The 25,989-nt window shown below is 64.2% G+C and carries 26 protein-coding genes; 13 read left to right on the top strand and 13 right to left on the bottom strand.

The genetic code is table 11. From position 1 onward, the window contains the following. The first annotated feature begins 94 nt into the window (after positions 1-94). Complete coding sequence (phaR, locus tag CK227_RS07390) at positions 95-706, top strand: polyhydroxyalkanoate synthesis repressor PhaR (RefSeq protein WP_095772082.1); 612 nt, start codon at positions 95-97, stop codon at positions 704-706. A 147-nt stretch (positions 707-853) separates the two neighbouring features. Here phaR and CK227_RS07385 read toward each other — a convergent pair whose 3' ends face one another. Then, positions 854-1,273, bottom strand: a complete 420-nt coding sequence (locus tag CK227_RS07385; RefSeq protein ID WP_095772083.1) for a rhodanese-like domain-containing protein — start codon at positions 1,271-1,273, stop codon at positions 854-856. Between the two features lie 134 nt (positions 1,274-1,407). Here CK227_RS07385 and ftrA point away from each other — a divergent pair, with 134 nt between their 5' ends. Continuing rightward, entirely contained in the window at positions 1,408-2,385 is a 978-nt protein-coding gene (gene ftrA / locus CK227_RS07380; RefSeq protein WP_095772336.1) for a transcriptional regulator FtrA, read from the top strand. A gap of 49 nt (positions 2,386-2,434) precedes the next feature. Here the strand turns inward: ftrA and CK227_RS07375 are convergent, their stop codons facing one another. Then, complete coding sequence (locus CK227_RS07375) at positions 2,435-3,577, bottom strand: citrate synthase (RefSeq protein WP_095772084.1); 1,143 nt, start codon at positions 3,575-3,577, stop codon at positions 2,435-2,437. 93 nt (positions 3,578-3,670) lie between these two features. Here CK227_RS07375 and CK227_RS07370 point away from each other — a divergent pair, with 93 nt between their 5' ends. After that, positions 3,671-4,759: a citrate synthase/methylcitrate synthase gene (locus tag CK227_RS07370; RefSeq protein WP_095772337.1), complete on the top strand. Its 1,089-nt coding sequence runs from the start codon at positions 3,671-3,673 to the stop codon at positions 4,757-4,759. Between the two features lie 203 nt (positions 4,760-4,962). Beyond that, the gene (locus CK227_RS07365; protein ID WP_095772085.1) at positions 4,963-6,093 is read left to right on the top strand and encodes a patatin-like phospholipase family protein; all 1,131 of its coding nucleotides are present in this window, start codon (positions 4,963-4,965) and stop codon (positions 6,091-6,093) included. Positions 6,094-6,117: 24 nt separating this feature from the next. Here the strand turns inward: CK227_RS07365 and CK227_RS07360 are convergent, their stop codons facing one another. Further along, positions 6,118-6,717 carry a TetR/AcrR family transcriptional regulator gene (locus CK227_RS07360; RefSeq protein ID WP_095772086.1) on the bottom strand — a complete coding sequence of 200 codons (600 nt, stop codon included), beginning with the start codon at positions 6,715-6,717 and terminating at the stop codon, positions 6,118-6,120. Between the two features lie 122 nt (positions 6,718-6,839). On the opposite strand from CK227_RS07360, the gene CK227_RS07355 reads away from it, so the two are divergent. The 6 genes from CK227_RS07355 (at position 6,840) to CK227_RS07330 (ending at position 15,047) form a co-directional block, all read left to right on the top strand. Further along, positions 6,840-7,301, top strand: a complete 462-nt coding sequence (locus CK227_RS07355) for a (2Fe-2S)-binding protein (protein ID WP_095772087.1) — start codon at positions 6,840-6,842, stop codon at positions 7,299-7,301. A gap of 2 nt (positions 7,302-7,303) precedes the next feature. Beyond that, complete coding sequence (locus CK227_RS07350; protein ID WP_095772088.1) at positions 7,304-9,577, top strand: xanthine dehydrogenase family protein molybdopterin-binding subunit; 2,274 nt, start codon at positions 7,304-7,306, stop codon at positions 9,575-9,577. After that, on the top strand, positions 9,574-10,179 hold the full coding sequence (locus tag CK227_RS07345; RefSeq protein ID WP_095772089.1) for a hypothetical protein: 606 nt from the start codon (positions 9,574-9,576) through the stop codon (positions 10,177-10,179). The genes CK227_RS07350 and CK227_RS07345 overlap by 4 nt, the downstream gene beginning before the upstream one ends. 160 nt (positions 10,180-10,339) lie before the next feature. Then, on the top strand, positions 10,340-11,515 hold the full coding sequence (locus tag CK227_RS07340) for an efflux RND transporter periplasmic adaptor subunit (protein WP_095772338.1): 1,176 nt from the start codon (positions 10,340-10,342) through the stop codon (positions 11,513-11,515). A gap of 75 nt (positions 11,516-11,590) precedes the next feature. After that, a complete protein-coding gene (locus CK227_RS07335) occupies positions 11,591-14,767 on the top strand; it encodes an efflux RND transporter permease subunit (RefSeq protein WP_095772090.1) in 3,177 nt (1,058 codons plus the stop codon). 121 nt (positions 14,768-14,888) lie between these two features. Then, positions 14,889-15,047 carry a DUF3309 family protein gene (locus tag CK227_RS07330; protein ID WP_095772091.1) on the top strand — a complete coding sequence of 53 codons (159 nt, stop codon included), beginning with the start codon at positions 14,889-14,891 and terminating at the stop codon, positions 15,045-15,047. 56 nt (positions 15,048-15,103) lie between these two features. Here the strand turns inward: CK227_RS07330 and CK227_RS07325 are convergent, their stop codons facing one another. Together CK227_RS07325 and CK227_RS07320 are read right to left on the bottom strand one after the other, a co-directional pair. Then, a complete protein-coding gene (locus CK227_RS07325; protein WP_095772092.1) occupies positions 15,104-16,060 on the bottom strand; it encodes an SDR family oxidoreductase in 957 nt (318 codons plus the stop codon). 108 nt (positions 16,061-16,168) lie between these two features. Continuing rightward, positions 16,169-17,128, bottom strand: a complete 960-nt coding sequence (locus CK227_RS07320; protein WP_095772093.1) for an NmrA family NAD(P)-binding protein — start codon at positions 17,126-17,128, stop codon at positions 16,169-16,171. A gap of 108 nt (positions 17,129-17,236) precedes the next feature. Here CK227_RS07320 and CK227_RS07315 point away from each other — a divergent pair, with 108 nt between their 5' ends. Beyond that, positions 17,237-18,145, top strand: a complete 909-nt coding sequence (locus CK227_RS07315; protein WP_095772339.1) for a LysR family transcriptional regulator — start codon at positions 17,237-17,239, stop codon at positions 18,143-18,145. On the opposite strand, the gene CK227_RS07310 is transcribed toward CK227_RS07315, so the two are convergent. The 3 genes from CK227_RS07310 to CK227_RS07300 all read right to left on the bottom strand — a co-directional run bounded on the left by CK227_RS07310 (position 18,109) and on the right by CK227_RS07300 (position 20,602). After that, positions 18,109-19,284: an MFS transporter gene (locus tag CK227_RS07310; RefSeq protein WP_095772094.1), complete on the bottom strand. Its 1,176-nt coding sequence runs from the start codon at positions 19,282-19,284 to the stop codon at positions 18,109-18,111. The genes CK227_RS07315 and CK227_RS07310 overlap by 37 nt on opposite strands. Positions 19,285-19,484: 200 nt before the next feature. Beyond that, positions 19,485-19,793 carry a DUF1244 domain-containing protein gene (locus tag CK227_RS07305; RefSeq protein WP_095772340.1) on the bottom strand — a complete coding sequence of 103 codons (309 nt, stop codon included), beginning with the start codon at positions 19,791-19,793 and terminating at the stop codon, positions 19,485-19,487. A gap of 11 nt (positions 19,794-19,804) precedes the next feature. Further along, entirely contained in the window at positions 19,805-20,602 is a 798-nt protein-coding gene (locus CK227_RS07300) for an N-formylglutamate amidohydrolase (RefSeq protein WP_095772095.1), read from the bottom strand. Positions 20,603-20,872: 270 nt separating this feature from the next. Here CK227_RS07300 and CK227_RS07295 point away from each other — a divergent pair, with 270 nt between their 5' ends. Together CK227_RS07295 and pyk are read left to right on the top strand one after the other, a co-directional pair. Next, complete coding sequence (locus CK227_RS07295) at positions 20,873-21,337, top strand: DUF1036 domain-containing protein (RefSeq protein WP_179296400.1); 465 nt, start codon at positions 20,873-20,875, stop codon at positions 21,335-21,337. Next, positions 21,334-22,776, top strand: a complete 1,443-nt coding sequence (pyk, locus tag CK227_RS07290; protein ID WP_095772096.1) for a pyruvate kinase — start codon at positions 21,334-21,336, stop codon at positions 22,774-22,776. The genes CK227_RS07295 and pyk overlap by 4 nt, the downstream gene beginning before the upstream one ends. An 89-nt stretch (positions 22,777-22,865) precedes the next feature. On the opposite strand, the gene CK227_RS07285 is transcribed toward pyk, so the two are convergent. From CK227_RS07285 to CK227_RS07265, 5 genes are all read right to left on the bottom strand, one after another. After that, on the bottom strand, positions 22,866-23,336 hold the full coding sequence (locus CK227_RS07285) for a hypothetical protein (protein WP_095772097.1): 471 nt from the start codon (positions 23,334-23,336) through the stop codon (positions 22,866-22,868). Position 23,337: 1 nt separating this feature from the next. Beyond that, on the bottom strand, positions 23,338-24,405 hold the full coding sequence (locus tag CK227_RS07280; protein WP_095772098.1) for an alpha/beta hydrolase: 1,068 nt from the start codon (positions 24,403-24,405) through the stop codon (positions 23,338-23,340). Between the two features lie 122 nt (positions 24,406-24,527). Further along, on the bottom strand, positions 24,528-25,136 hold the full coding sequence (locus tag CK227_RS07275; RefSeq protein ID WP_095772099.1) for a hypothetical protein: 609 nt from the start codon (positions 25,134-25,136) through the stop codon (positions 24,528-24,530). Positions 25,137-25,245: 109 nt separating this feature from the next. Continuing rightward, positions 25,246-25,371, bottom strand: a complete 126-nt coding sequence (ykgO, locus tag CK227_RS07270) for a type B 50S ribosomal protein L36 (protein ID WP_006327841.1) — start codon at positions 25,369-25,371, stop codon at positions 25,246-25,248. A gap of 136 nt (positions 25,372-25,507) precedes the next feature. Then, a complete protein-coding gene (locus CK227_RS07265; RefSeq protein ID WP_095772100.1) occupies positions 25,508-25,837 on the bottom strand; it encodes a hypothetical protein in 330 nt (109 codons plus the stop codon). Positions 25,838-25,989: the final 152 nt, after the last annotated feature.

Raw genomic sequence — 25,989 nt, 5'->3', positions numbered from 1 at the left:
CTTGGAATTATGAGGCTTTTGCGCATATCCTCAAAAAGGGCGCAATCGTTACCGGCTGCTTACTCAGGCGTGCCGGTGTCCGGGGAGGATGCAGATGGCCGCAAAAGACGACCCGATCATTATCAAGAAATACGCCAATCGCCGCCTCTATAATACGGGGACGAGCACCTATGTGACGCTCGAGGATCTGGCCGACATGGTCAAGAAGGGCGAGGAGTTCACCGTCCAGGACGCCAAGACCGGCGACGACATCACGCATCCGGTGCTGACCCAGATCATTTTCGAGCTGGAGAACAAGGATGGGCAGAACATGCTGCCGATCCCGTTCCTGCGCCAGCTGATCGCCTTCTACGGCGACCAGATGCAGATGATAGTGCCGAGCTTCCTTGAACAGTCGATGATCGCCTTCTCCAAGGAGCAGGAGCGCTTTCGCGAGCAGATGAAGGGCGCCATCGGCAAGTCGCCGCTCGATGTGATGAAGATGGCCACGCCGATCAAGGCGCTGGAAGAGCAGACCCGCCGCAATATGGAAATGTTCCAGAACGCGATGCGGCTATTCACGCCTTTCCCGCCCGCGGGCTCGGCCCCGGCCGCGGCCCCCGCCGAACCGGTCAGGAAGGACGCACCGCCGGAGAAATCAGACGATCTGCAGCAGCTGAAGGACCAGATCGCGGCCATGCAGCGCAAGCTCGACACGATGTCGTGAGCCGGCAAGCCGGCAAGGCTTAGGCCAGATCCGGCTGTGCGTTGCCCATCGATCGTCGGGGCGCCGCAATTCCCACGTTTCGCAGGCGCCGACATTCGCCGCTCGAATGGACGGACGATATCAGTCGCGCCAGGCTTCGAGTTAGGATCATGACCGCAGAACACCAGGTTCCCTGCCCGAGGCGAAAGGAAGCTCTTCGTCCTGCCAGCCTGAAATGCCGCCGATCATGATCTTGACCGGCAGCCCGAGGCTGGCCAGTTTGAAGGCCGCCCGGTCCGCGCCATTGCAATGCGGCCCGGCGCAATAGACCACGAACAGCGTGCCTGCCGGCCACTCTGCCATCCGCTCGGCCGATATTTCGCGGTGCGGCAGGTGCAGTGCGCCCGGCACATGGCGGCGCTCATAGGCATCAGGCGAACCGACCACGTGCAAAAGCACGAAGTCCGGCTCTCCGCCGCGCATTGCCGCGGCAACGTCCGAACAGTCGGTCTCGACCGAAAGCCGGCGCAGGAAATGGTCGCGCGCAATCTCCGGCGAGGCCGCTGGAACGTCTGTCACATAGCTCATCAAGGATCTCCATCGCCGATGGAGCTGGCCTCCATCGTTTTCGGATGGAGCTTGTCTCCATCGCTGATGGAGTTGAGGTAGCGCACCGGGCCTGGCGATTGCAGCTGGCAGCTTTGCCATATATCGTCAAGATCATGCCAAACATGCCTCCTGCCAACCCACTGGTCGTTGCCGTCGCCTATGACGGGCTGTGCACGTTCGAGTTTGGCGTGGCGGCCGAGATGTTCGCCTTGCCCAGACCCGAGATGGGCGCGGATTGGTACCGTTTTGCCGTCGCCGGCATCGATGCGGGCGAAATGCGTGCGATGGGCGGCGTGCGCATCGTCGCCGATGGCGGACCCGATCTGATCGGTGAGGCCGGCACGGTGATCGTGCCGGGATGGCGCGGTGTGGACTGTCCGGTGCCGCCATTGCTGATCGAGGCGCTTCGCAAGGCCAGCGAGCGGGGCGCACGCATCCTGTCCATCTGCTCGGGAGTCTTCGTGCTGGCCGCGGCCGGCCTGCTGTCAGGCAAGAAGGCAACCACGCATTGGCGCTACAGCGACAGGCTGAGGGAGATGTATCCCGACATCACCGTGGTCCCTGACGTTTTGTACATCGATGAGGGAAACGTGCTGACATCGGCCGGCAGTGCTGCGGGCATCGACCTTTGCCTGCATCTGGTGCGGCGCGACTTCGGCACCAAGGCGGCCAATATGGTGGCACGCCGCCTGGTCGTGCCGCCGCATCGCGACGGCGGCCAGGCGCAATATGTCGAAAGTTCGGTTCCCGAGCCGCACGAACGCGGCCGGCTTGGACCGTTGATTGACAGAATGCGCGCGGATATTTCCGCCGACTACCCCGTTGCCACCCTGGCCAGTCTTGCCGGGATGAGCGAGCGGACATTTTTGCGCCGGTTCGCGGCCGCGACCGGTGTCACACCGGCGCGCTGGCTGCTTTCGGAGCGGCTTTCGCGGGCGCGCACTTTGCTGGAAGACACGAGCATGCCGATCGAGCGGATTGCCGAGACCGCCGGCTTTGGCGCGGCGGCGACGCTGCGGCATCATTTCCGCCGGCAATTCGCCACGACGCCCGCTGCGTACCGGGCGCGGTTCGGGACCAACTCCGCTTGACGGCTGACAAAGTTGAGCCCGGGTCGAAACCGCATCAGGCAAAACGCTGTCAGGGCAACAGCCCTTCATAGCGGCCGCGTGGCCTGATGATGCTGCCGCCCATGATCTGTTCGACCATATGGGCTGCCCAGCCGACGCTGCGCCCGAGCGCGAACAGATGGAACGGCGCATCGGGCGGCAGCCCGAGGCCGCGCGTCAGCACGGCCAGGGCAAAATCGATATTCGGCTGGGCGCCGGTCGCTGCGATGGCGGCGATCTCCAGCAACCGCAAGGTCTCATCGGTGTTGCCGATGGCTGCCAGGAGCGCCGTGGCCCGGGGATCCCCCTCGGGATAGAGTTGGTGGCCGAAGCCAGGCAGCGGCCGGTCGTGGCCGAGCCAGCGCCGGACCGCGGCGTCGGCGCCGTGCCGCGCCGCATCTTCAGCAAGCTGCATCACCGCTTCGCCGGCACCGCCATGGCGCGGACCGGAGAGTGTTGCCAGGCCCGCCAGCAGGCAAGCGGCCGGCGAGGCGCCGGTGGAGGCCGCGACGCGGGCCGTGAAGGTCGATGCATTCAGCTCGTGATCGGCGAGCAGCACAAGGGCGCGCCGGATCGCATCGGCGCCACCCTCATCGACCGACCAGCCCCGTGCCAATCGCCGGTGCACCGGATCCGGCCCCGCTTCGGCACCGAGGGCGCCGGCCAGCACGCCGATTGCGCGCGCGGCGTCGGCACATAGCGAGGCGGCGCTGCGTCCAAGCGAAGGCCGAGCCTGGCCGGCCAGCAAGGCAAGTTGCGCGAAGGCCGGGGCGCGGCCGGAGTGGCGTGGCGCATCCGGCAGCGGCGCTTCGAAGCGGACCGGTTCAGGCAGAGCCCAAAGCACAGCGGCGGTTTCTTCCAGCGTGGCATGGTCGGACAGCAGGGCGGCGTCCTGGCCCCGATAGATGAGGCGACCGTGCCAGACGGTCGAAATCGCCGTTGCGATCGACGGCTCGCCCCAGGCAATCGCGCTTTCGGCGATGGCCGAGGGGCTGCGTCCGCGCGCCCGGCGTGTTGCCAGCGCCGCGATGTCGTCGGCGCGATACTGGCTGCGGCGTGGATCGGCGCGGTCGGGACGCATGCCGATGCGCCCGCGGCTGACATAGGCATAGAGCGTCTGCGGCCTTACCCGCAGCCTGTCCAACGCCTCTTCCCGCGATAACCATTCCGACATTTTCGGCTCTGGTATTGATTCTATTGATCAAGATTGATGCTTGGGTTGACCAGCCTTATCTGCGATCGGGAAAAGCTTCAAGGAGACAAGGTCATGGCGAATGGGCTCGATGATGTGGTGGCGGCCGAAACCGTGATGTCCGACGTGGATGGTCTGGGAGGCCGACTGACGATCCGTGGTCATTCGCTGGCGGAACTGGCCGGACGATGGAACTTTCCGCAGGTCGTCCGGCTGTTGCTCGACGGCTTCTTCGAGGATCTGCCTGGCGATACCGAACTGGCGGCGCAACTGGGCGAGGCGCGTGTCGAGGTGTTCGAGCGGACCCTGCCTTCGCTGTCGTTGCTGGCACCACTCGAAATCTACAGTGCCATGCGCGCCGGCATGGCTCTGCTGCCAGACGGCGAAACATTGGCGGACGCGCTGCGGCTGATCGCGGCGCCCGCCGTGCTGACGCCTGCCTTGCTGCGCCTGCAGCGCGGCGAGCAGCCAGTGGCGCCGGATGGCAAGGCCGGCCATGCCGCCGACATGTTGCGCATGCTCAGGGGTTCCGCTCCGTCGCCGGCATTGGCAAAAGCGCTCGACACCTATCTGGTGACCGTCTGCGACCACGGCCTCAACGCCTCGACCTTCGCCACGCGCGTCGTTGCTTCGACATTGGCCGGCCTGACCTCGTCGGTGCTGGCCGGGCTCGGCGCGCTCAAGGGGCCGCTGCATGGCGGCGCGCCCGGCCCGGTGATCGAGATGCTCGACGCGATCGAGGCACATGGCGACGCGGCCGGCTGGCTGCGCAACGAGATCGCGCATGGCAGGCGGATCATGGGGTTCGGCCATCGCATCTACCGTGTGCGCGATCCGCGCGCCGATGTGCTGAAAGCGGTCGTGCGACAGCTTGGCGGCGAGGGCGAGACCGGCCGCCGGCTGGCTTTCGCCGAGGAGGTCGAAAAGACGGCGCTCGAGGTGTTGCGGATCGCCAAGCCGCAGCGCTCGCTGCAGACCAATGTCGAATTCTACACCGCGCTGGTGCTCGAAGCGGCGGGTTTCCCGCCACAGGCCTTCAGCAATGTCTTCGCCGCCGGTCGCGTTGCCGGCTGGATCGCGCATGCGCGCGAGCAGCAGACGACCGGACGGCTGATCCGTCCGCAATCGCGTTATGTCGGCCCGGTGCCCGATTTGGTCGCCTAGGCATCCCTGACCTGAGGACACAGCCTCTCCGCTTCAAGCGGAGGGGCCTTTCTCTCATGGCGGAAATTTCATGTGATCACGCGACCGTGTTCGTGTTCTTGCCTTGGTCCGTCCTTATATGCTGCACTGCAACATGGGCCGCCGATAGCTGCTTCCTTCCGTGACGTAGGGGCAGGTTGGCGCATAAGGACGACAGGAACGCCATGACGAAGAACGGCAAGGCGGAGGAAAGCAAGAAGATCAACATCGCGCTTCAGGGTGGCGGCTCGCATGGCGCCTTTTCCTGGGGCGTCCTCGACCGGCTGCTGGAGGACGGCAGGCTGGAGATATCGGCGGTTTCCGGCACCAGCGCCGGCGCCATGAACGCGGTGGCGCTGGCCGACGGATTTGTGCGTGGCGGGGTCGAGGGCGCGCGCAAGAAGCTCGACGATTTCTGGCGTGCGGTGGCGGCAAAGGGCCGGTTCAGCCCGGTGCAGCGCATGCCGTGGGACGTCGCCTGGGGCAATTGGTCGATCGAGAACACGCCTGGCTATGTCTTCTTCGACACCATGTCACGGGTATTCTCGCCCTATGTCGCTAATCCGCTCGGCCTCAATCCGCTGCGCGACGTGGTGGCGCAGGAGATCGATTTCAGCAATGTCCGTGCCTGCAAGTCGATGGAACTGTTCATCTCGGCCACCAATGTCGAGACCGGGCAGTTGCGGGTCTTTTCCGATGGCGAGATCGACCTTGACACGGTGATGGCCTCGGCCTGCCTGCCGCAGCTGTTCCGCGCCGTCGAGATCAAGGGCGTGCCCTATTGGGATGGCGGCTATGGCGGCAACCCGGCGCTCTATCCGTTCTTCAAGACGGCGGCGACCGAGGATGTGCTGCTGGTGCAGATCAATCCGGTGGTGCGCGAAGGAACGCCCAGGAGCGCCAACGAGATCCAGAACCGCATCGACGAAATCACCTTCAATGCCGGGCTGCTGCGCGAATTCCGCTCGATCGCCTTCGTCAAGGAACTGATCGCCGCCGGCCGGCTGCCGCATGGCGAGTATCGCGACATCCGGATGCACCGCATCGATGCCGACGAGGCGTTCAAGGACCTGTCGGCGTCATCGAAGGTCAATGCCGAATGGGCTTTCCTGACCTATCTGCGCGATCTCGGCCGCACCGCCGCCAGCGACTGGCTGGAAGAAAACTACGATGCCGTCGGCAAGCGGCCGACGCTCGATCTCTCCGGTGAACTCGATGACGGCTTCAAGCCGGTGCGCGGCCCCGCACCCGGCCGGCGGGTCAAGGAATTTCTTGCAGCGCGCAAGAACCCCGAGGCGGAGCGCCGCCGGGCCTGAGCGGAACCCCGACACATCTCGGCTTCATCCGGCTTTCAGCGCCAGGTCGATCACCTTGACCAGGGCGGCGGCCGCCTGCCGCTGCCCCTCAGGATCGCTGATCCGCGCTTTCATGCCTTCCAGCCCATCGAGCAGCATGTCGGCAAGCAGTTGCGTCGACAGGCCCCTGGCCGCCAGATCGACGCCGTTCCTGGCCGCCTCGCCATGAATAGCGGCGGCGATATGTTCGACAAGAGCGCCGCGCCAGCAGCCGACCAGATCGCCGAGGCTCGATTTCATGTCCAGCAATTCGGCGCCATGCGGCGAAGCAACGACGGCGCTCATCATCGAGATGAAAGCTTCGTCGATGGCTCGCATGATGCGCTCGGTGAAAACACCATCGCCGGCCAGAGCCATTTTTGCCGCCGCGACCGAGCGCGACAGCACCATCATGGCGATGGCACGGAAAATGTCGGTCTTGTTCTTGAACTGAAGATAAAGCGCCGGACGGGACATGTCGGCGGCGCGGGCGATGTCGTCCATGGTGGTGCGGGTGAAGCCATAGGCCAAAAACACCTTCATTGCGCCATCCAGGATACGGACGCGTTTGGGGTCGGCGGCGGCGATGTCTTCGTTCTGATTCATGGAGCAACACTATCCTGCAAAATCTCAATTGACAAAATGACGTAATTTGTCAATCTGTTTGAAGGGAACGCGACCCAAGGCTCTTCGCCCTCGGGCCGTGGACGACAACAAAGGGTATCCCCATGCGCCTCACCGTCGACGGGCAGTCATTCGACATCGACGTCGATCCGGACATGCCGCTGCTGTGGGCGCTGCGCGATCTCATCGGCAAGACAGGACCGAAGTTCGGCTGCGGCATTGCCGCATGCGGCGCCTGCACCGTGCATGTCGATGGTCAGCCGGTGCGCTCCTGCTCGCTTCCGGTCGGCCAGGTCGACGGCGCTGTCACCACCATCGAAGGCATCGGCACGGCGGACAGGCTGCATCCTGTGCAGCAGGCATGGCTGGAGGAACAGGTCGCGCAATGCGGCTACTGCCAGGCCGGCCAGATCATGAGCGCGGTGGCGCTGCTTGACGAGGTCGCCGACCCGAGCGACGCCGATATCGACAACGCCATGGGTGGCAATCTCTGCCGCTGCGGCACCTATCCCAAGATCCGCTCAGCCATCCGGAAGGCTGCGGCGCTCAAGACGGCGGGGCTCTGACCATGGCCAGTGTCGGGAAGATCGCCCGCCGCACGTTTCTGATCGGCGCGGCCGCTGTCGCGGGCGGCGTTGCCGTCGGCTACTATTATTATCGCAAACCGTTTGCGAATCCGCTCGAGACCGACCTCGGCAAGGGCGAGGCGACCTTCAACCCCTATGTGAAGATCGCCGCCGACAACACCATCACCATCGTCGCGCCGCGCGCCGAGATGGGGCAAGGCATTTCGACGACGCTCGCCATCATGGTCGCCGAAGAACTCGATGTAGGTCTCGACCAGATCAAGGTCGAGCACGGCCCGGCCTCCTACGCCTATTACAACGCGGCGATCCTCGAAGAGGGTGGTCCGTTCGCCTTCTTCGACGAGAGCATGACCGCGCAGGCGGTGCGCTCAGGTCTCGGTGTGGTCGGCAAACTCCTTGCTCTCCAGGTCACCGGCGGCTCGGCTTCGACGCGCGACGGTTTCGACAAGATGCGCCAGGCGGGCGCCGCAGCCCGGCATCTGCTGATCGCGGCGGCTGCGCAGAAACTCGGCGTTGCCGCCGCCGATCTGGAAACGGCCAATGGTTCGATCCTGCACAAGGCATCGGGCAAGTCGCTGACTTATGGCGCGGTTGCGGCGGCTGCCGCAGCAATCGCGCCGCCGACGGAAGTCAAGCTCAAGGACAGAGCCGACTGGAAACTGCTGGGAAAGCCGCAGAAGCGCATCGACATGCTGGCCAAGGTCACCGGGGCGCCGATCTTCGGCATCGATGTCAGGATGCCGGACATGCTCTACGGCACGGTCAAGATGAGCCCGCGCTTCTGGGCCAAGCCAGTCAAGGTGGATCTCGCCAAAGCCGAGAAAATGCCGGGCGTGATCAAGATCGTGCCGCTCGAGACGAATTACGGCCACGGCTTCGGCATCGTCGCGCAAAATACCTGGGCGGCCTTCAAGGCGGCCGACGCCATCGACGCCCAGTGGGCGGATCCCGAATATCCGCTTAGCAGCGCCGCCATTTTGGACGTGCTGAAGCAGGCGCTCGGCACCAAGGGCTCGGCGATGCGCGACAATGGCGATGTCGATACCGCCTTCGCCGACGCGCCGCGCGAAAAGATAGTCGAGGCGGACTATGCGGTGCCCTATTTGGCGCATGCGACCATGGAGCCGATGAATGCCACGGCGCGCTTCAAGGATGGCGCCCTCGACATCTGGTGCGGCAACCAGGCGCCGACGCTGGTGCGCCAGCTCTGCGCCAATGCGGTCGGTATCGAGCAGGACAAGGTCACTGTCCACACCACCTTCATGGGCGGCGGCTTTGGCCGCCGTACCGAGATGGACTTCTCGCTTTGCGCAGCGTTGATGGCGAAGGAGACGGGCGGGCGCCCAATCAAGGTGACCTGGACGCGCGAAGAGGACATGCGTCACGACGCCTACCGGCCTGCTGCGGTCGGCAAGTTCCAGGCACGGCTTGGCGACGACGGCATGCCGGTCGCCGTCGACATGAGAATCGCCTCGCCATCGGTGATCGCCAGCACCTTGCGCAGGCTGTTTCCCTCGATATCGCCGGTCGGTCCCGACAAGTCCATTGTCGATGGTGCCTATGACCAGCCCTACACCATTGCGAACTACCGGGTGAGCGGCATCGCGGCGCCCGTCTCGATTCCGGTCGGCTTCTGGCGCTCGGTCGGCAGTTCCATCAATGGCTTCTTCCATGAAGGCTTCATGGACGAGATCGCCACCGCCGCCAAAATCGACCCGGTCGAGATGCGCAAGAAGCTGATGGCCGCCTATCCCGCGGCGGTGAAGGTGGTGGAGAAGGTCGCGGCGATGGCGAAATGGGGCGAGCCGCTGCCCGCCGGCAAGGCCAAGGGCGTGGCCTTCACGCTGTCTTTCGGAAGCTGGGTCGGCGAGATCGTCCAGGTGGCGGACACGCCGGCCGGCATCCGCATCGAGAAGGTATGGATCGCCGCCGATGTCGGCACCGCCCTCGATCCGGGCATCGTCGAGGCACAGCTGATTTCCGCCGCCATCTACGGCCTGTCGGCGGCAATGGGACAGCAGATCACCTTCGCCGACGGCATGGTCGAACAGTCGAACTTCCACGATTTCGACGCCATGCGGATCTTCCAGTGCCCGGTCTTCGAAGTCGCCATCCTGGAAAACTTCCACAAGATGGGCGGCGTCGGCGAGGTTGGCACACCGCCGGCGGCACCGGCGCTGGCCAATGCCATCTTCGCGCTTACCGGCAAGCGCATCCGCACCCTGCCGCTGTCGACAAGGGTGGCCTTCGCATGAAGAAGCTTCTCATCATGCTGACGCCTGCTGCCATCTTGTTTTCGGCGGCGCCTTCCGCAACCGCGCAGGAGAGCCAGACATCACCGAGCCCGACGGTCGGCATGGCCAAGGGTCTGTCCGAATGGGACAAGATCTATGCGGTGTTCTCACATCCGCGCTGCGCCGATTGTCATGTCGCGGACGACCGGCCGCGCTGGTCGGGTGCGCATTATGGCACCACATTTGTGCACGCCTTCAACGTCCAGCGCGGAACCGACGGATCGGGCTTCGGCAATCCGGGCCTGCGCTGCACAACCTGCCATTTCTCCAGTAATTCCAAGGCATTGCACGGACCACCCGGCGCCGAGGGCTGGCATTTGGCGCCGACCGAGATGGCCTGGTTCGGAAAATCCTCGGCCGAAATCTGCGCCCAGATCAAGGATCCGGCGCGCAATGGCGACCGCAAATTGGCCGATATCGCGCTGCATGTCCGCGACGATAAACTTGTCGCCTGGGGCTGGGCGCCGGGCTCGGATCGAGAGCCGGCTCCGGGCTCGGCCGAAGCGACCTATCAAGCAATCGAAAACTGGATGGCGGCGGGTTCACCTTGCCCGATGCCGTAATGGTCTTGCAACTTTAAGGCTATATTGCAGTGCAACTTTGATGTAGAAGCGCGCTCGCCTATCACGGCAATTTGAACACGGTCAGGCGCGCACCCATATCGGCGACGCGCCCGCGTCATCAAGGCGCGGTGCTGGCTGAACCCGCAGTGGAAAAATGACGATGCCTAGAATCAGGTTTCACAAGCTTGCAGCCATTGTTGTGCTCATCGGTTTCGCGGCGTGGATGGCGACAGGCGAATTCTCATCGGTCGGCAGCGTAGCGGCCAACAAGGCCAAGGCGGCCGAAGTCGAACAGGGCAAGGCGCCGGACGCTGGCAAGCCGAAGACCGCGGAAGCCGAACCGAAGGCGCCGCTGCGCACCGTTGCCGTCGTGACGCCACCACGAAAGACCTACGCGCGCGCCATCCGCATTTCCGGCCTGACCGAGGCCGACAAGCGCGCGGTTCTGGCAACCCGCGTCGCCGGCGTCATCGACAAGCTGCCGGTCAAGCAAGGCGATCATGTCAAGACAGGCGACCTGGTGCTGATGCTGGCGGCGGAAGAAAAAATCTCGAGCGTCGACAATGCCAGGCAGTTGCTGGTGCAGCGCAAGGCCGAGCTCGATGCCGCCGAACGGCTCGCCAGGACCGGCAACCTGCCCAAGCTGCAGCTCGACACCGCGCGCTCCAACCTGACCCAGGCGCAATCCCAGCTGGATACAGCGCAGGCCGAGCTCGACCGCAACGAGGTCAAGGCACCGTTCGATGGCGTCATCGACCGGGTGCCTGTCGAGCTTGGCAGCTCGGTCATGCAGGGCGGCGAGGTGGCGACCATCCTCAAGCTCGATCCGGTGATCGCCCGCGGCGAGATCAGCGAGCGCGACCTCGGCTATCTCAAGATCGGCGACAAGGCCAGCGTCCGGCTGGTCAGCGGCCAGACCGTCGAAGGCACCGTGCGCTACATCAGCCGCGACGCGTCGTCGGCGACCCGCACCTTCCGCGTCGAGGTCGCCATCCCCAATGCCGATGGCTCGGTGCCGGCCGGCATGACGGCGGAAATCCAGCTCAGCGCGCTGCCGACCGACGCGGTCCTGCTGCCGCGCTCGGTGGTGACGCTCGGCGACAAGGGCGATCTGGGCATCCGCGCCGTCGACAAGGACAACAAGGTTGCGTTCTTCCCGATCGACCTGGTCGACGACACCCCGACCGGCCTCGTGCTTGGCGGCATCCCGGCCGATGCGCGCATCATCGTCGCCGGCCAGGAACTGGTGAAGGAAGGCGATGAGGTCAAGCCGGTCGAGGCCGACCAGGCGACCATCAACAAGCTGATCGGCGAAGCCACCGCCGGGACGCAGTAGCGCAGCGACGCCGGCGCTGGGCCGTGCCCGGCGACGTCGGTCGTTCGCCACTCCCGAAAGCAACAGGCATAAGTCATGGATATCGTCAGACTCGCAATCAACAATGCCCGCCTGACCATCTCGGTCCTGGTCTTCCTGCTGATTGCAGGCTGGGTCGCCTATCAGTCGACGCCGAAGGAAGCGGAACCCGACGTTCCGATTCCGATGATGTATGTCAGCCTGATCTATCAAGGCATCTCGCCGGAGGATTCCGAGCGCCTTCTGCTGCGGCCGATGGAAAGCAAGCTGAAAAGCCTGAAGGGCCTCAAGGAAATGCGCTCTGCCGCCTTCCAGGGCGGCGGCTATGTGCTGGTCGAGTTCCAGCCGCAGACCAATCTCGCGACGGCGCTGCAGGATACACGCTCCAAGGTGCAGGACGGCAAGGCCGATCTGCCGCAAGCGGCCGAGGAACCTGTCGTCACCGAGGTCAACATTTCCGAATTCCCGGTGCTTGTCGTCACACTGTCGGGCGAATTGCCCGAACGCGTGCTGGCCGCCGCGGCGCGCGAACTGCGTGACCGCATCGAGGAAGTGCCCGGCGTTCTGGAAGGCTCGCTGCAGGGCTCCCGCGACGATCTCGTCGAGGTCGTCATCGATCCGATGAAACTGTCATCCTACGGGCTGCAGCTCGACCAGCTGATCGGCGCCGTCGGCGCTTCCAACAGCCTGGTCGCCGCCGGCAATATCGAAGGCTCGCAAGGCAAATACGCCGTCAAGGTGCCGTCGCTGATCGAGACGCCGGAGGATGTGGCGGCGCTGCCGGTGGTCGCCGGCCCCAATGCCGTGGTGCAGGCCAAGGATATCGCGACAATCCGCTCGACCTTCGCCGATGCCACGACGATCACGCGCCTCAACGGCAAGCCGGCCATCGCCATCGAGGTCAAGAAGCGCATCGGCGCCAATCTGATCGACACGCTCACCAAGGTGAGGGCGGTGTCCGATGCCTTCGTCAAGACCATGCCCGAGGGGATGCACGTCACCTACACGCAGGACAAGTCGGTCTTCGTCAACCAGCTGCTGGGTGACCTGCAGAACCACGTGATGATCGCCGTCATCCTGGTGTTCATCGTCATCCTCTACGCGCTGTCCGGCCGTGCGTCGCTGCTGATTGGCCTCGCCATTCCGTCGTCCTTCCTGATCGGCATCCTGCTCCTGGCGATGATGGGCTACACGATCAACATGATCGTGCTGTTCAGCCTTATCCTGGCGGTCGGCATGCTGGTCGACGACGCCATCATCGTCACCGAATTCGCCGAACGGCGGATGAGCGAAGGCATGCCGAAGCAGGAAGCCTTCGCGCTTGCCGCCAAGCGCATGGCCGGTCCGGTCATCGCGGCGACGATGACGCGCATCGCCGCCTTCTCGCCGCTGCTGTTCTGGCCGGGCATCATCGGCGACTTCATGAAGTACATGCCGATCACGCTGATCGTCACGCTGTCGGCCTCGATGCTGTATGCGCTGGTCTTCGCGCCGACGCTTGGCGCGATCTTCGCCAAGGCGCCGGAGCATCACGCCGACGACAATCGCGACGGCTGGTACATGGCGGTCGTCAAGCAGGCGGTGCGCTTCCCCATCACAGTGCTGGTGCTTACAGTGGTCTTGCTGGCCGGCATCTTCGTTGGCTATTCGAAGTACGGCGCCGGCGTCGAGTTCTTCCCGAGCGTCGAGCCCGACTACGGCCTGCTTTATGTGCATGCCCGCGGCAACCTTTCTCTGGCCGAAATGGACACGGCGACCAAGATCGCCGAAAACCGGCTGCTCGGCTGGCCGGGCCTGAAGTCGGTCTATACCCGCGTCGGCAAGTCCGAAGGCGGCGGCCAGGACGTGCCCGAGGATGTCGTCGGCGTCATTCAGTACGAATTCATCGACTGGCGCGAACGCAAATCGGCGAACCAGATCCTGAACGATTTGCGCGGCGTCATGGCCGGTATTCCCGGCGTCGACGTCGAGGTCCGCGTGCCGGAAGCCGGCCCGCCGACCGGCAAGCCGATCCAGATCAGGCTTTCTGCCATCGACCCAAAGGGGTTGGACGAGAAGGCGCGTTCGGTCGCAGCGCGCATCGCCAAGGTGCCCGGCGTCATCGACGTTTCCGACGGCCTGCCGCCGCCCGGCGTCGACTGGGCACTCGAGGTCGACCGCGCCAAGGCTGCGCAGTATGGCATCAGCCCGACCTCGGTCGGCACGGTGGTGCAACTCGTCACCAACGGCCTGAAGCTCTCGGAATACCGGCCTGCCGGCGCCGACAAGGCTGTCGACATCCGGCTGCGCTTGCCGGAGGACCGGCGCACGCTGTCGACGCTCGACGAGCTCAGGGTGCAGACCTCGCAGGGGTCGGTGCCGATTTCGAACTTCGTCGTCCGCAAGGCCAAGCCAAGCGTCGGCATCCTCAACCGCATCGACGGCGCCCGCACCGTTGTGGTGCAGGCCAACGTCGCCGCCGGCAAGCAGGTCGCCGCCGTGCAGCAGGAGGTTACCCAGGCCGTCGCCGACATGAATCTCGGCAGCGGCATCCGCTGGAAGCTGGCCGGCTCGAACGAGGACAGCGCCGAAGCCAGCGCCTTCCTCAGCAAGGCCTTCGGTGCGGCGATCTTCCTGATCTTCCTGGTGCTTTTGGCGCAGTTCAACAAGTTCACCAGCGTCTGGCTGGTGCTGTCCTGCGTGGTCATGGCGACGATCGGCGTGTTCCTCGGGCTGCTGATCACCGGCGAGACGTTCGGCATCGTCATGTCGGGCATCGGCGTCATCGCGCTGGCCGGCGTGGTGGTGAACAACAACATCGTGCTGATCGACACCTATGACCGGCTGCGTGAAGAAGGCTGGGACAAGATGGATGCCGTGTTGCAGACCTGCCGCGAGCGCGCGCGCCCGGTGGTGCTGACGGCGGTGTCGGCCATCCTCGGCGTGCTGCCGATCGCCTTCGGCCTTGGGCTGGAGATCTTCCATCACGAGACGACGATCAACGCGCCGTCGACGCAATGGTGGATTTCGCTGTCCTCGGCGATCGTCTTCGGCCTGTCCTTCGCGACGGTGCTGACACTGGTGGTGACGCCGTCGATGCTGATGGTGTTCACCCGCGCCAAGGTCAAGCCTGGTGCACGGCGCGGCTTGATCAGCCGGCTGTTCCGGCGGGGCAAGGGCGAGGTATCGTCAGACGCGCCGACGGTGGACGACGGCGCGGAACCCCCGACCGCCTTTCCAAAAGCCGCAGAGTAGGCAGGCTTCCCAATCTGAACGGCAAAGGCCGCCCGGAACAACCGGGCGGCCTTTTGCATTGTTCCCCTGTGGGGGATGCGAAGACATCGTCCTCGAGTGAACTCAATGCGGGGAATTTCCCATGCCGATCAGCACCCTTGTCATCGTCGTCCTGATCCTTGTCCTGATCGGCGCAGTGCCGGCATGGCCGCATTCACGCTCCTGGGGTTACGGACCCTCTGGCATCGTCGGTGTGGTGCTGGTGGTGGTTCTGCTGCTGCTGCTGATGGGGCGGCTCTGAGCCGCCTTTGCTATCCGTGAGCAGGCTTTCGGTGTGAAGAGGCCCGCCGGCTCAATTCACGCAGCTTTCGTGGCCTTCACGGGGGCGATGCCGATGTCCTCGAGGGATTGGGCGACGGCCTGGTCAAGCGGCGTGTGCGGGATTTCGCCGATGATCCCCTCCAGCCGCGTCGAGGCCAGACGGTGCGGCTCGAAGCGCAGATAGGACATCGAGACGATCTCGCGCCACATCGCCACGAACGGGCCGCCGGCGCGCAGCACCCACCAGGGCATCGAGGTCATCTTGAGCGGTCGGCCAAGCGCCTTCTCCGCAGCGGCCTTGATCTCAACATCGGTGACCGCATGGCCTGGAAAGTTCAGCGCCTCATAGGAGCCGAGCTTGTCGAGATTCTTGGCCAGTGCGACGAAGCCCGCGGCGAAGTCCGGCAGATACGCCCATTCATGCACGAGGTCGGCCGGACCGGGCGCGGTGTAGACGCCCTTGCTGATCTTGGCGGCGACGACCAGGTCGAACCAGGAGCCGCTGCCGGTGCCGCCGAAGAAGTCGCCGGCCCGCAAGACAATGGTGCGGACATGGCCGGCGTCGGCTTCGCGGCGGAACAGCTCCTCCATGGCGCAGCGGATGCGGCCCTTCTCGGTCGTCGGATGGAACGGCGTGTCTTCCGTGATCACCGCCGGCATGGGCGAGCCGTAATTGTAGACGGTGCCGGGGAACAGATGCAGCGCGTTGTTGGCATGGCAGGCGGCCATGACGTTCTCGGCCATCGGCAGGCATTTGCCCCAATCGGTGTAGATCGGGTTGAGGCCGTTGAAGATGATATCGACGCCTTCGGTGGCGCGGATCAGCGATTGACGGTCCAGCGCATCGCCGGCAACCGCCGTGGCGCCTTCGAGTTCTGCCGGCACCTTGCCGCTGCGGGTAATGGCGCGGACGTCGAAGCCGGCGTCGATGAAGGCCTTGGCAACCACGCGGCCGAGCCGGCCATTGGCGCCGAGGATTGCGATCTTGGTCATTTTGTCGTCTCCATGCGTTTAGGTCCGCTGACGTGATGCCTGCTCCAGCGATGCGCGGCGGGGCCCATCCCTTGTCTGGCGCAGTGAGTTTCCGGTGCAGGGGTTGGTTCAAGCCACCGCGGTCGGATGGCTGTCATCCAGGTTCAAATCGGCGATCGCCTGGCGGATGGCGTCGACGGGATCGGTGGCAGGCAGCTTGCCGACGGTCCGCTCCAGCCTGTCGCCGTTGAGTGAGTGCGGCGTGCGCCAGAGATAGGACATCTTGACGACTTCCCGCATCAACGGGCTGAACAGGGCGGCAGCACGCAGCGCGATCCATGGCACGCGTTTCGACGCCAGTTTGCGGCCGCTGGCAGCTTCCGCTGCCGCTTTCATCTGGTGGCCGGTCAGCGTATGGCCGGCGAAATGGAAACGCTCGAAAGGGCCGAGGCTCTCGCGCTTTTCGGCCAGTGCGACGAAGGCCTTCCCGAGATCCGGCAGATAGGCAAAGGCGTGCGGGATATCCATCGGCCCACCCCACGTAAAGACGTTCTTGCGCATTTTCGACAGGATGATCAGGTCGAGCCAGCTTTCCGGCCGCGCGCCGCCATAGAAGTCGCCGGCTCTGAGCACGATGGTCTGGACGCCGCGCTCCTGCGCCTTCCTGCGGAACAGATCCTCCATCCCGATACGGATCTCGGCCTTCTCCGTTGATGGGACTTCAGGCGCGGTTTCCGCCGTGCCAACACCGAGGCCGTAGCCGAAATTGTAGACGTTTCCGGGCAGCATGTGGGTGGCCCCGCTTGCCTCGGCCGCCGCGATGACGTTCTCAGCCATCGGCAAGACCTTCTCGGCCCATTCCGTGTAAAGCGGGTTCAACGCGTTGAGAATCACGTCGGCGCCCTTGCAGGCTTCAATCAGGGCCGCGCGGTCGGTGGCGTCACCCTGGACGACCTCCACGCCCGGCGCCAGCGATGCCGCCTTGGCGTTGCGTGCCAGCCCCTTCACACGCCATCCGGCGGCGACGAATTCTCGCGCCGCGGCCTCGCCGACCCTGCCTGCCGCACCCAGAACAACAATTGTCCGCATCTGTCTTCTCCTGTTTTCCTGTCTCCGATGAGAGAAAGATGGTCTATTTGAGGTTGAATTTAAATTCGCTAGAATTGGAGAATCAATATTCAATTTTGAATGGATTGCATGTCCGATCTCGACTGGAATCTGATCAAGAGCTTCGTCACCGTGGCGGAAACCGGCAGCCTGTCGGCCGCCGCGCGAAAGCTGGCCGCAAGCCAACCGACGCTTGGCCGCCACATCGGTGAACTGGAACAGGTGCTGGGCGTGACGCTGTTCCGGCGCGGGCGGCGCGGCTACGCGCTGACGGAAGCCGGCGCTACGCTGTTCGAGCGCGGCAAGGCGGTCAGCGAGCAGGCGAGCGCGTTTTCACGCCTGGCGCTGGGTTCGGTCGAGGCAATCGAAGGCACGGTGCGCATCGCCGCCAGCGAAGTGGTGGCGGCCTATGTGCTGCCCGAGATGACCGCACGGCTCGGCATCGAGGAACCCGGAATCGAGGTCGAGATCGTTGCCTCGAACCAGGTCGAGAACCTGCTGCGCCGGGACGCCGACATCGCCATCCGCATGGTCAAGCCGGCGCAGAACGAACTGGTGGCGCGCAAGGTCTGTGACATCCCGCTCTGCGCCTGTGCGGCCATTTCCTATCTCGACCGGCGCGGCCGCCCGCTCGGGCCGGCCGACCTTACCGATCATCCCTTGATCGGCTTCGACCGCAGCGAGGAGATGATCCGGGGCTTTACGCAATTCGGCCTCCCGGTCACCCGAAGCAGTTTCCGCTTCAGGGCCGACAACCAGATGGTCCTGTGGGAGGCGGTGCGGACGGGAAACGGCATTGGCCTCGGTCAGGAGCCGCTGGCCGATCGCGACCCGCTGGTGGAGAAGGTGCTGCCCGGCCTGCCGCTGCCAAGCCTGCCGGTATGGCTGGCCATGCATCGCGATGTGCGCAGCAGCGTGCGCATCCGCCGCGTGGCGGATTTTCTCCACGAGGAGTTGAAGCGCTATTCGGCGGGCGCTGGGGCGAATTCGGCGCGGTGAGCGAGGCCCGCCATCAGCAGGACGACGATCAGCAGCACCGACATGGCGATGAAGATCGGTCCGAAGCTGGAATGCTCGGCGACGAAGCCGATCGCCGACGGCGCCACCAGAATGCCGGAATAGCCCATGGTGGTGACGACGCTCATGCCGGTGCCCGATGACATGCCTTCCTGGTTGCCGCCGGCCGAAAAGATGATCGGCACCATGTTGGCGATGCCGAAGCCGCACAGCGCAAAGGCCGCGATGGCGAGCCAGGGCGAGGGCGACAGGCCGGCGACCAGCATGCCCGCGGCGGCGACGACCGCCGAGCCGCGCAGCGTCGTCACCGCGCCGAAGCGGTTGCGCACGCCATCACCGAAGAAGCGCATGATCGCCATGACGCCGGAAAAGGCGGCATAGGCAAGACCGGCGACGGCAAGGTCGGCGCCGAGTTCTTGTCGCAGATACAGCGCCGCCCAATCGAGCACCGCGCCCTCCGAGATCATCGTCAGCAGAGCCATCAGGCCGATCAGGTAGACCAGCGGGTTTGCCGGCAGCGTGAACTTGTGATGCCCGGCCGCCTGTGGCCTGTCCTCGGCGACGAGATAACCGACCGCCATCGCGATCGCCGCGAAGGCAAGCACGGTCACGGCCGCGGCATGGGCGAGGTGGCCATAGTGCTGGATGGCAAAGCCGCCGAGGCCGCCGCCGGCGAAACCACCGAGGCTCCAGAAGCCGTGCGAGGAGGACATGATGGCGCGGGACATCTTTCGCTCCACCACCACCGCATTGGCGTTCATGGCGACGTCCATGCCGCCGATCGAGCCGCCGAAGATGAACATGGCGATGGCCGCCAGCGGCACGTTGGGCGCCAGCGCCACGACCAGCAGGCCGAGGCTGCCGCAAAGACCGAACCAGCGCAGAACGGTGCGCGAGCCATGTTTCGAGATCAGGTGGCCGCACCAGGTCATGGCGGCGACCGCGCCGGCGCCGAACAAAAGGATCAGCAGGCCAAGCGTGAATTTCGAAATGTCGAGCCGGGTCAGGAACACCGGAATCTGCGGCGCCCAGCTGCCGGTCAGGAAGCCATTGGCAAGGAAAATGGCCGCTACGGCCCATCGCCCGCGAATGGCAGTCTGCATGGCGTTCGACGCGTTCATAGGCGAATCCGGTCAGAAAATGGCTTTGCGCGGCAAATTAGATCGATTCAATTTTCAGTCAAGCGCCGGGTTGGAGGAAGCGTTTGGACCAAAGGCCGAAATGGAACCGACATCGTTCTTGGCGAACTTCCGTACGTCGGAGATTAGCGAAAAACGCCTCTCCCTTCGCAGATACCTTAGCCGGAGGCCGCTCGCCGTCTTCAGTGATCTTTCGGCCGCCTGGCCTCGAATTCAGCCTTCTTGGCGTCCGATGCTTCGGTCTGGTTGAGAGCCTGCCATTCGGCATAGGGCATGCCGTAGACGATCTCGCGCGACTGATCCTTGGAGAGGTCGACGCCCCCGGCATCGGCCGCCTCGCGATACCAGTTCGACAGGCAGTTGCGACAGAAGCCGGCGAGGTTCATCAGGTCGATGTTCTGGACGTCGCTGCGTTCCCTGAGGTGCTCGACCAGCCGGCGAAAGGCGGCGGCTTCGAAATCACGCTTCTGCTCGTCGCTGAGTTCGGTCATCGGAACCTCCGTCATAACGGCCCGGTGCGCGAGCCGAATATCTTTACCGCATGTATATCGGGACGGCGGTCTATCGCGTCAACGATCGGCGCCAGGCGCTCGGCCCAGGCAAGCGCGCCTTTCTGGTCCGCTATCAGGTCCTGGCGGATTTCGATCAGCGCGTGCGCATAGCCGTTGACGATGGCATGCCTGAACATGGTGTCGCCACGCAGCGCGCCGTCATAGGGCTCATTGTCGCCGACGATCAGGTTCTTGTCCTGCGCCAGCATATCGATCAGCGGCCGCGCCACCCGGTCGTCCCGATCCCATAGGATGCCGACATGCCAGGGCCGTTGCCTGCCCTGCATCACCGGCGTGAAGGAATGCACCGAGAAGATGAAGGGCGCCCGGCCGGAAGCCAGCGCGACCGAGGCGATCACCGCGCCGACGGCGTCGTGGTAGGGCCGGTAGAAGCGGTCGAGCCGCCTCTCGCGCTCTTGCGGCGCGATGGGATAGTTTCCCGGCACCACCGTGCCGTCATAGAGCTGGCGGATGAGCGTCGGATCGTCCTCGCCGCGATTGGGATCGATCAAGAGCCGCGAAAAATTGGCGATGACCGCCGGCACGTCGAGCAGGCCGGCGAGCTCGCGCGTCACCGCTTCGACGCCAATGTCATAGGCGATGTGCCGATCGAATTCCGCCGCGGGCAGACCGAGGCTGCCATACTCGTCGGGCAGGTCGCGGCGGGCATGATCGGCCAGAAGCACGATGCCCCGCTTGCGGTCGCCCTCGACAACGTCGAAAGGCGCGAAAACTGTGGATCGGGTCATTGGCGGGAAATGGTCTGTTCGCTGGCTTCCGGGGAGGGTGCTATCGTCATTCCACGAAGACGACGCGTGCGCAATGCCGTTGTTTGGCCAAGGTTTATCGGGAAATCTGGCAAAGGGCGACGGATAGCGCGCCGGGAGCCTTCCTAAATCGATTGGAATTGATCAAAACGGCGCGTTGACATGCGCCCGGACTTTTCCGAAAAGGGGCGCAGAGAGATGCTGATGTGGTTCTTGAGGGGTTTTCGGATGGGTTCCGCCGGCAGGCAGCGCATGCGCTCTGCCTTTGCCATGCCGCTCCTGACCGTGGCCGTTGGCTTGTCGGCGATGGTCATGGCCTCGCCGGCGCGCGCCGATTTCCGCGTCTGCAACGCCACGCAGAACCTGGTCGGCGTCGGCATCGGCTATCGTGCCAAGGCCGGCTGGATCACGGAAGGCTGGTGGCACATTGAAGGATCGAGCTGCAAGACGTTGATCGAAGGGCCGCTGTCATCAAGGTTTTACTATCTTTATGCAGAAGACGCCGAGCGCGGTGGACGCTGGGACGGCCCGATCAACATGTGCGTGGCTGAAAAGGAGTTCAAGATCGCCGGTGTAAACGACTGCGTGGCCCGAGGCTTCCAGCGCGCCGGATTCCAGGAATATGACACGGGCGAACAGGCAAGCTGGATGGTCCAGCTGACCGATGAACCCGCAACGGGAGGCGCACCAGCCGCCCCGGGAACCAATAGTCAATGAGACGCAGCCGCAAGGTCAAGATCCTAGCCACAATCGGTCCGGCATCCTCCTCCGAGGAGATGCTGCAGAAATTGTTCGAAGCGGGCGCCGACGTGTTCCGCATCAATATGAGCCATACCGACCACGAACTGATGCGCACGCTGGTCGGCCGCATCCGCGCCGTCGAGGAAAAGGTCGGCCGGCCGATCGGCATCCTCGCCGACCTGCAAGGGCCCAAGCTGCGCGTCGGCAAGTTCGCCAATGGCAAGGAAGTGCTGACGCCAGGCCAGACCTTCACGCTCGACGACAATCCCGAGCCCGGCACCTCAACCAGGGTCTATCTGCCGCATCCGGAGATCCTGAGCTCGGTCGAGCCCGGTCACCGTCTTTTGATCGACGACGGCAAGCTCGAGCTGAAAGCGGTGAAGAGCGACGGCAAGTCGATCGCCTGCACGGTCGTCGCCGGCACCACGATTTCCGACAAGAAGGGCGTCAGCCTGCCCGATACCGACCTGCCGGTCGGCGCGCTGACCGAGAAGGACCGCAAGGACCTCGACGCGGTGCTCGCCACGGGTGTCGACTGGATCGCGCTGTCCTTCGTGCAGCGGCCCGAGGATCTGGCCGAAGCGCGCAAGATCGCGCGCGGCCGCGCGCTGATCATGGCCAAGATCGAAAAGCCGCAGGCCGTCGCCCGGCTGGCCGAGATCATCGAACTGTCCGACGCGCTGATGGTCGCGCGCGGCGATCTCGGCGTCGAGATGCCGCTGGAAGCCGTTCCCGGCATCCAGAAGCAGATCACGCGCGCCGCGCGGCGCGCCGGCAAGCCGGTGGTGGTCGCCACGCAGATGCTGGAATCGATGATCACCGCACCGGTACCGACCCGCGCCGAAGTCTCCGACGTTTCGACCGCCGTGTTCGAGGGCGCCGACGCCATCATGCTGTCGGCGGAATCGGCGGCGGGTGCCTATCCCGTCGAAGCGGTGGCGATGATGAACCGCATCGCCACCAAGGTCGAAACGGACCCGACCTATGCCGGCATCATCAACGCCCAGCGCTCCGAGCCGGAAGCGACCGGCGCCGACGCCATCTCGCTGGCTGCCCGCGAGATCGCCGAGACGCTGAAACTGTCGGCGATCATCACTTACACGGCATCCGGCACCACCGGGCTGCGCGCCGCGCGCGAACGGCCACAAGTGCCGATCATCGCACTGTCGCCGATCCTCAACACCGCGCGGCGGCTGTCGCTTCTGTGGGGCACGCACTGCGTCGTCTCGCCCGATGCCACCGATCTCGACGACATGGTCAACCGCGCCTGCCGCATTGCGCTGGAAGAAGAGTTCGGCAAGCCGGGCGACCGCGTCATCATCACCGCTGGCGTGCCGCTGAGGACGCCCGGCTCGACCAACATGCTGCGCATCGCCTATGTCGGCTCGGAAGCGCAGGGCGGCCGCGGCAGCTGATTTCGTGACTGAAGCGTGTCGCGCGGTTTCGTGCGGCTCGCCGTGGCTGGGATACAGCAAAGGCGCGGGACAATGATCTCCGCCTTCATCTAGCCTCCAGCCGTTGCGATCCCAAGCGCTTTTGCGGCAGCCTCCGCGTGGTCCATGCGCTGGAGAAACCGACGCGCACGGAGACCTGCGTCATACAGATACTGATCCGGGCCCAGCATCTTTCGCCGGTTCAATTCTGTTGTGTCGAGCAGGTCGAAATCGACCTTCTCGATCGTGCAGTGCCAACCGGTCCTGTGGGAGGACCAGCCCCTGCGATGGTGCTCCAGGAGGCGCTCGCGGCTGGAGTAGCCGTGGTAATCGAATGCGATGATACCGTTCGTCACATAAATATGGTTTCCCGAAAAGCCCTCGGCCGGGATGATCCGCTCGGCATGAAATCCTGCAAGCGGGGGATGCTCGAGGAAAGTGCCTGCAAGAATGTGGCACGCGCCGTAGCCGAAGAAGATGCGATCCGGCAGCGCCCATCGCCTTTCCGGGTTTTTCTTGATGCCGTGCTTGAGGACATACATCTCAGGTCGGTGCGAGTTCGGCCCGGGGCTCCTTGATGTCGGCGCACTTGCCCACACCATAGGCATCGCCGGCAATTCGTGCCTCGACCGTTCTGGCCATCGCTTCCAGATCGATATCCTTGCCGGCTACCTTCTCGATCGCGCCGACGACGAGGTCCGAGGCGATCCAGTCCGGCTTGTGGCCTAGATTGTGCACCCAGACGAGCTCGGCGCCCGGGATATCGCGCGCCAGGCCGACGGAGTGGATATGGGCATAGACGACCTTGTCGCGGTCGCCCGAAATGACCACGGTCGGCGCGCTGATCGCTTTGTAGTGCGGTGCGGCGCCAAGCGTATAGCGATAGAGGCCGGCGACGTCGGTGGCGTTGGCGCGAAAGGCCGACGGCCGCAACACCAGCGGGATCGCGGCCGTGCCGAGATAGTCGTCCGGCACCTTGTTGGGCGAGAATACGCAGGTCGTTGCATCGGCCATCTGAAACGTGCCGGCCGGATAGGTGAGTGTTTCGGAGAAGAGCCGGCCGATCACCGACACGGTGGTTAGGTCGTAATACCAGGATGTCGCGCCGCCCGGCCAGGGATGGGTCGCCGGCGCCAGGAAGACGAGGCCGAGCGTCCTGTCGGCATGCTCGCGGCCGAAAGCCGCCGTCACCACGCCGCCGAAGGAATGGCCGACGATGATTGCCTTCCTGATGCCAAGGCGGTCCATCAGGGCAGCGAGGGTATTGGCCTGCGCCGACGGATCCTCATTGTTGCCGGGCCCGCGTCCCGACCAGCCGTGACCCGGCCGGTCGAAGAACAGCATTTCGGCGCGTCCCGCCAGCAGCGGCCTGAGCGGCAGCATCTGATCCCCGAGATTGGCGCTGGCGCCATGGATGAAGACGATCGGCGGCAACTCCGCATTGGCGGGGGCGGGAATGTGGACATAGTGGATGCGGGCGCCGCCTATATCAGCGAATTCGCCAATGGCGGGATCACGGCGTTCGATCAGCCATGAGCCGACGCGGGTAACGCCGATCAGGACAAAGACGAGTGCAAAGAAGAAGGCGAACGCGGCGTAGATCAGGTTCATGCGGGGATATACGGGGGTGGGGTGGGACAAGTTTGGGTAGGGAGTAGGCAGTAGGCAGTAGGCAGTAGGCAGTAGGTTGGTGTTTGCCGCTCAATCTTTCTCCCTACTGCCTACTGCCTGCACTAAATTCCTTCGCCGGCAAGCTCTTCCGAAAGCGTGGCGACCTGGTCCTGGGCGCTGCGCATCATCGGATAGATGGCCAGCACCTTCTGCCAGGCTTCGAGCGCCGACTGCTTGTGGCCGGTCAGCGCCATGATCTGCGCCAGGCCCGACAGCGCGCCGAAATGGCGCGGCTCGAGTTGCAGCGTGTGATCGATGTCGGACATCGACTTGCCGTAGTTTTTCATCATGAAATGCACCGTGGCGCGCCGGTTCCAGCCTTCGGCATAGGTCGGCTGCAAGGTCACAACCTGATCAAGCAAATCGAGCGCGACGTCGAATTTCTGGTTGTCCATCGCCTTTTGCGACCACAGCATCATCAGGTCGACCGAGGCGCTGCCGGACTGGAACCATTCGCTCCAGATGTTGCCGGCGATGCGTTCGGCGGCCTTTTCGTTGCGTTCGCGCTTGAGGTCGGAAAACAGCTTGTCGAGCCGGGCCTGTTTCGTCATCGGCGCAGCCGGAGCCTCCGGGGCAGCCGGCGCCGCCGGCTGATCGTCCGCGGCGCTGGCCGGCAAGCTTGTGACGCCGGAAACAAGCAGGGCTGTCAAAAATGCAAAAAGAATCCGCATCGCCCGATCCTAGTCCCGGGCGGCGGAACAGCAAAGTGATTTTAGCGTGAGAAGGTCGGCAGGCCGACAAGCATCAAGGGGCGGAGGCGAAAAGCCTCCGGCCGAAAGCTCAGCCCTGGCGCGCCTTGTAGCGCGGGGCGGTCTTGTTGATGATGTAAACGCGGCCCTTGCGGCGAACCAGCTGGTTGTCGCGGTGACGCGCCTTCAGCGCCTTGAGCGAATTCTTGATCTTCATGGTCTTGCCTGTCGGTGTGGACCCGGTCCCGGGTCGAAATTTTAAGGCGCGCCAGAAGACGCGCCTTTTCAACGGTGGGTGGCTCATAAACGAGGAGCCTTGCCCATGTCAACCGCAAGCATGCTCCGGTAGTGGGTCAGTTTGAATTTTCCGCCAGCTTTTTCAAGAACCAGCTCGCAGCGATCACCGTCCCGAATCCCAGCCCGACTACGACGGCAGCTAAAGACGTCGAGCCAATCGTCATATAGGCGAATGTTCCAATCGCAAAGCCGAGCGTTGTGACCCAATCGGGCAATGATTGGCCTAGGTGATTGCCGAGGATGATTTCGCCGCCGAACAAAACGCTGGCTTGAAACACAAACAGCCAGAAAATCGCGGCAAAGAACCCAAACCTTGTCGCAAAATAAAAACGCTCAATTCCGTATGGGACGGCGACTGCCACAAAGCATAAGGCCAGAAAAAGCATTTAACTGGATTAGCATGGCGGCCCAAAATGTCCAATGCCCGCGTTATTCTCCAAGACAGCGGTCATTCTTCCAACGAGCGGCGGCTGCTCGTTGAGCAATCTCGCGTCGTTGCTCTGGACTTAAAGCCTCAGCGCGAGCCTTACCCCCCTTA

Origin of the sequence: Mesorhizobium sp. WSM4308 (genome assembly GCF_002294905.1) — a bacterium.
Lineage (GTDB): Bacteria > Pseudomonadota > Alphaproteobacteria > Rhizobiales > Rhizobiaceae > Mesorhizobium.
This window is presented reverse-complemented; position numbering and strand designations above follow the sequence as displayed.

Coding starts and splice junctions, on each gene's coding strand:
- phaR (WP_095772082.1), top strand. CDS start 95: ATGGCCGCAAAAGACGACCCGATCATTATCAAGAAATACGCCAATCGC.
- CK227_RS07385 (WP_095772083.1), bottom strand. CDS start 1,273: ATGAGCTATGTGACAGACGTTCCAGCGGCCTCGCCGGAGATTGCGCGC.
- ftrA (WP_095772336.1), top strand. CDS start 1,408: ATGCCAAACATGCCTCCTGCCAACCCACTGGTCGTTGCCGTCGCCTAT.
- CK227_RS07375 (WP_095772084.1), bottom strand. CDS start 3,577: ATGTCGGAATGGTTATCGCGGGAAGAGGCGTTGGACAGGCTGCGGGTA.
- CK227_RS07370 (WP_095772337.1), top strand. CDS start 3,671: ATGGCGAATGGGCTCGATGATGTGGTGGCGGCCGAAACCGTGATGTCC.
- CK227_RS07365 (WP_095772085.1), top strand. CDS start 4,963: ATGACGAAGAACGGCAAGGCGGAGGAAAGCAAGAAGATCAACATCGCG.
- CK227_RS07360 (WP_095772086.1), bottom strand. CDS start 6,717: ATGAATCAGAACGAAGACATCGCCGCCGCCGACCCCAAACGCGTCCGT.
- CK227_RS07355 (WP_095772087.1), top strand. CDS start 6,840: ATGCGCCTCACCGTCGACGGGCAGTCATTCGACATCGACGTCGATCCG.
- CK227_RS07350 (WP_095772088.1), top strand. CDS start 7,304: ATGGCCAGTGTCGGGAAGATCGCCCGCCGCACGTTTCTGATCGGCGCG.
- CK227_RS07345 (WP_095772089.1), top strand. CDS start 9,574: ATGAAGAAGCTTCTCATCATGCTGACGCCTGCTGCCATCTTGTTTTCG.
- CK227_RS07340 (WP_095772338.1), top strand. CDS start 10,340: ATGCCTAGAATCAGGTTTCACAAGCTTGCAGCCATTGTTGTGCTCATC.
- CK227_RS07335 (WP_095772090.1), top strand. CDS start 11,591: ATGGATATCGTCAGACTCGCAATCAACAATGCCCGCCTGACCATCTCG.
- CK227_RS07330 (WP_095772091.1), top strand. CDS start 14,889: ATGCCGATCAGCACCCTTGTCATCGTCGTCCTGATCCTTGTCCTGATC.
- CK227_RS07325 (WP_095772092.1), bottom strand. CDS start 16,060: ATGACCAAGATCGCAATCCTCGGCGCCAATGGCCGGCTCGGCCGCGTG.
- CK227_RS07320 (WP_095772093.1), bottom strand. CDS start 17,128: ATGCGGACAATTGTTGTTCTGGGTGCGGCAGGCAGGGTCGGCGAGGCC.
- CK227_RS07315 (WP_095772339.1), top strand. CDS start 17,237: ATGTCCGATCTCGACTGGAATCTGATCAAGAGCTTCGTCACCGTGGCG.
- CK227_RS07310 (WP_095772094.1), bottom strand. CDS start 19,284: ATGAACGCGTCGAACGCCATGCAGACTGCCATTCGCGGGCGATGGGCC.
- CK227_RS07305 (WP_095772340.1), bottom strand. CDS start 19,793: ATGACCGAACTCAGCGACGAGCAGAAGCGTGATTTCGAAGCCGCCGCC.
- CK227_RS07300 (WP_095772095.1), bottom strand. CDS start 20,602: ATGACCCGATCCACAGTTTTCGCGCCTTTCGACGTTGTCGAGGGCGAC.
- CK227_RS07295 (WP_179296400.1), top strand. CDS start 20,873: ATGCGCTCTGCCTTTGCCATGCCGCTCCTGACCGTGGCCGTTGGCTTG.
- pyk (WP_095772096.1), top strand. CDS start 21,334: ATGAGACGCAGCCGCAAGGTCAAGATCCTAGCCACAATCGGTCCGGCA.
- CK227_RS07285 (WP_095772097.1), bottom strand. CDS start 23,336: ATGTATGTCCTCAAGCACGGCATCAAGAAAAACCCGGAAAGGCGATGG.
- CK227_RS07280 (WP_095772098.1), bottom strand. CDS start 24,405: ATGAACCTGATCTACGCCGCGTTCGCCTTCTTCTTTGCACTCGTCTTT.
- CK227_RS07275 (WP_095772099.1), bottom strand. CDS start 25,136: ATGCGGATTCTTTTTGCATTTTTGACAGCCCTGCTTGTTTCCGGCGTC.
- ykgO (WP_006327841.1), bottom strand. CDS start 25,371: ATGAAGATCAAGAATTCGCTCAAGGCGCTGAAGGCGCGTCACCGCGAC.
- CK227_RS07265 (WP_095772100.1), bottom strand. CDS start 25,837: ATGCTTTTTCTGGCCTTATGCTTTGTGGCAGTCGCCGTCCCATACGGA.